Origin of the sequence: Dapis brunnea BLCC-M229 (assembly GCF_050015995.1) — a bacterium.
Classification (GTDB): domain Bacteria; phylum Cyanobacteriota; class Cyanobacteriia; order Cyanobacteriales; family Microcoleaceae; genus Trichodesmium.
In genome coordinates this window covers 1-3,719 of record NZ_JBNHEP010000189.1, presented here as the reverse complement: position 1 = coordinate 3,719, position 3,719 = coordinate 1, and the positions used below count along the sequence as shown (strand labels likewise).

Genomic DNA, 3,719 nt, shown 5'->3' with positions numbered 1-3,719 from the left:
AATTTTTCTACTATTGCCTATGGAGAAATAGTCAATTCATTTTCTGAAGCACCCCGGCGCGGGAGATGGATAGGGAAATTTCTCTACTATTGCCTATGGAGAAATAGTCAATTCATTTTCTGAAGCACCCCAGCGCGGGAGGTGGATAGAGAAATTTTTCTACTATTGCCTATGGAGAAATAGTCAATTCATTTTCTGAAGTACCCCGGCGCGGGAGATGGATAGGGAAATTTCTCTACTATTGCGTATAGAGCAATAATAAATTCATTGTCTGAAGCACTCCAGCGCGGGAGATGAAAATGAAGCAAGCGATCGCTCACAATAAGACCAACAAATGGTGGTGGTGCATAGTAATGGTAGAGAGAGTGTGGAAAGTGTGGGAGGTGTGGGGAGTGTGGGAAGAAATTAAAAAAAAATATATATCTTCACCATTATAGCGCTACGCGCTAGGGAATAGGGAATAGGGAATAGTAAAGTGTCAAAGGGTTTCAGAATGTATAAATGTCCTAACCTTAATGCGTAGCGCTATACTATGCAGGACTACCTAACAAATTAATCTGCGCATCCGTGCCATAATCCGTGTGAGCTTAAATTTTATCTCAAAAGCTATGAACCAAGATTTAATAGACGGGGATGAGGAATTCTTGAAAGACCCAGAAACAGAATATAAAGCGATAGTTAGGTCTCTTAGAAGAACGCCTGGTTTTAGGTTATTGTTTGTAGAATGTTCTCCCGCAGAAGGAACAAAATTAATTCAGAAGATTAAGCAAGATATTCCTCAGAAAAGAATTGAAGTTTTGCCGTTAAATGAACCAAAAAATAATTTATATAATCTGGTTGCTACTTTGCCAAATAGACAGGATATTAATATTTTATTTGTGACTGGTCTGGAAAATTCTCTCTATGAATATGAGTTGAATAAACTGACAAAAGGTTGGAGTAGTTATGAGAGATATAGTTACAGTGAAAAAGGTGTACCTCCGATTTTAAGTCACCTGAATCAACATCGAGAAAAATTCAGAGATGACTTTAAAATTTGCTTTGTTTTTATCATACCTGTATATGCTTTGAAATATTTTATTCATCGTTCCCCAGACTTTTTTGATTGGCGTTCTAATACATTTGAATTTAAGTCTGACCCAGAGTTATTAGCTCAAGAATCATCTCGAATTATTCAGGAAGGAGATTATCAGAAATATCAGAGTTTAAGTTATGAAGAAAGAAGGCAAAAATTTTTAGATATTCAAAATTTAATCGAAGATGAAAATAATCCTGATGAAGAGAAAGGAAATCTATTCTTTACACAGGGATTAATACTAGCATCAGAAAGTAAATACGAAGAGGCAATTTCTGCTTATGATAAAAGTCTAGAAATTAAACCAAACCAATATAAATTTTGGTACTATAAAGGTCAAGCTCTATATTATTTAGGTAGATATGAAGAGGCAATTTTTCATTTTGATAAGGCTCTAGAAATTAAACCAGACTATTACTATGCTTGGAATGATAAAGGTATTACTCTGGAGGATTTAGGCAGATATGAAGAGGCAATTTATGGTTTTGATAAGGCTCTAGAAATTAAACCAGACTATCACGAATCATGGAATAATAAAGGTAATGCACTAAAAGATTTAGGCAGACATGAAGAGGCAATTTTTCATTTTGATAAGGCTCTAGAAATTAAACCAGACTATTACTATGCTTGGCACAATAAAGGCACTGTTCTGTCAGATTTAGGCAAATATGAACAGGAGATTTTTGCTTATGATAAAGCTCTAGATATTCAACCAAAATCTCACAAAACTTGGCGCAATAAAGGCAGTGCTCTGTCAGATTTGGGCAGATATGAAGAAGCGATTTTTGCCTATGATAAAGCTATAGAAATTAAATCAGATTTTCACTATGCTTTGAGAAGTAAGGGAGATGCACTAAGAAATTTAGAAAGATATGAAGAAGCGATTTTTGCCTACGATAAAGCTCTAGAAATTAAACCAGAATATCAGGAGGCTTGGAATGCTAAAGGCATTGCTCTTGAAAATTTAGGCAGATATGAAAAGGCGATTTCTGTTTATGATAAAGCTTTAGAAATCAAACCAGATTTTCACTATGCTTTCAGAAATAAGGGAGATGCACTGAGAAATTTAGGCAGGTATGAGCAGGCAATCTCTGCCTATGATAAAGCTTTAGAAATTAAACCAGAATATCAGGAAGCTTGGAATGGTAAAGGCGTTGCACTGGAAAATTTAGAAAGATATGAAGAGGCGATTTCTGCTTATGATAAAGCTTTAGAAATTAAACCTGATTTTCACTATGCTTTGAGAAATAAGGGAGATGTACTGATAAAATTAGAAAGATATGAAGAGGCGATTTCTGCTTATGATAAGGCTCTAGAATTTAAACCAGATGATGACGCAGCTTGGAACAATAAAGGCATTGCTCTGTATAATTTAGGCAGATATGAAGAGGCGATTTCTGCTTATGATAAGGCTCTAGAATTTAAACCAGACTATGACACAGCTTGGAACAATAAAGGCATTGCTCTGTATAATTTAGGCAGATATGAAGAGGCGATTTCTGCTTATGATAAGGCTCTAGAATTTAAACCAGACTATCAGGAAGCTTGGAACAATAAAGGCATTGCTCTGTATAATTTAGGAAGATATGAACAGGCGATTTCTGCTTATGATAAAGCTTTAGAAATTAAAGCAGACTATCAGGAAGCTTGGAATGGTAAAGGCTATTCTCTGTTAAGGTTAAGCAGATATGAAGAGGCGATTTCTGCTTATGATAAAGCTTTAGAAATTAAAGCAGACTATCAGGAAGCTTGGAATGGTAAAGGCTATTCTCTGTTAAGGTTAAGCAGATATGAAGAGGCGATTTCTGCTTATGATAAAGCTTTAGAAATCAAACCAGACAATTACGAAGCTTTGTTATTTAAGGGTATTGCTCTATATAATTTAGGAAGATATGAAGAGGCAGTCTTTGCTTTAGAAAAGTATCTAGAAATTCAATCAAATGATAACGAATATTGGTTCTTTAAAGGCTTTACTCTCCACTATTTAGGCAGACATAAAGAGGCGATTTCTACTTTAGAAAAATATCTAGAAATTCAATCAGATGATAACCAATACCGGTTATTTAAAGGCAATGCTCTGAATTATTTAGGCAGATATGAAGAAGCGATTATTGCTTACGATCAGGCTCTAGAAATTCAACCAGGCGATCAAGGTTTCATTAGTAATCTTGGCTCAGTTAAATATGAAATAGGAAAAATAGATGAAGCAATAGAACATTGGCAAGCAGCACTTGAAATTAATAACCAATTTGTACTACCTCGATCGGGATTAGCAATTGCCCTCTACAACAAAGGCAAAATTCCTGAAAGTTTAACAATAGCTGAAGCAGCATTAAAATTAGACAAAACTTGGGGAAGCTTGGAGCGTCTCAAAAAAGAACTTTGGGGCGACAAACTATTAGCAGATGCAGCAAAATTATTAGAAAATCCTCATATAAAAGTATTACTATCAGAGAACAAGGAGTAGGGAGTAGAGAAAGATTATTTTTCCCTTTTTTCAACATTTACTCCTTCTTCCCTCTTCCTTCTTTCTTCATAAAAAAGAACTTTGGGGCGACAAACTATTAAGCAAGCGATCGCTATCTTTTAACCTACATTCCGCACGACAAAATGTAGCATAAAAAACGGAGACAGGAGACAGGAG

Annotated in this window: 2 protein-coding genes; both read left to right on the top strand. The window is 35.3% G+C overall.

Annotation, left to right across the window (positions count from 1 at the left end):
* The first annotated feature begins 293 nt into the window (after positions 1 to 293).
* Positions 294 to 437, top strand: coding sequence for a hypothetical protein (locus tag ACP6PM_RS21350; RefSeq protein WP_426588172.1), 144 nt, complete (start codon positions 294 to 296; stop codon positions 435 to 437).
* A gap of 171 nt (positions 438 to 608) precedes the next feature.
* Complete coding sequence (locus ACP6PM_RS21345; protein WP_426588170.1) at positions 609 to 3,542, top strand: tetratricopeptide repeat protein; 2,934 nt, start codon at positions 609 to 611, stop codon at positions 3,540 to 3,542.
* Positions 3,543 to 3,719 lie beyond the last annotated feature (177 nt).

What these genes read in the sequence shown, in the direction of transcription:
- ACP6PM_RS21345 (WP_426588170.1), top strand. Translation starts at nt 609, where the DNA reads ATGAACCAAGATTTAATAGACGGGGATGAGGAATTCTTGAAAGACCCA.
- ACP6PM_RS21350 (WP_426588172.1), top strand. Translation starts at nt 294, where the DNA reads ATGAAAATGAAGCAAGCGATCGCTCACAATAAGACCAACAAATGGTGG.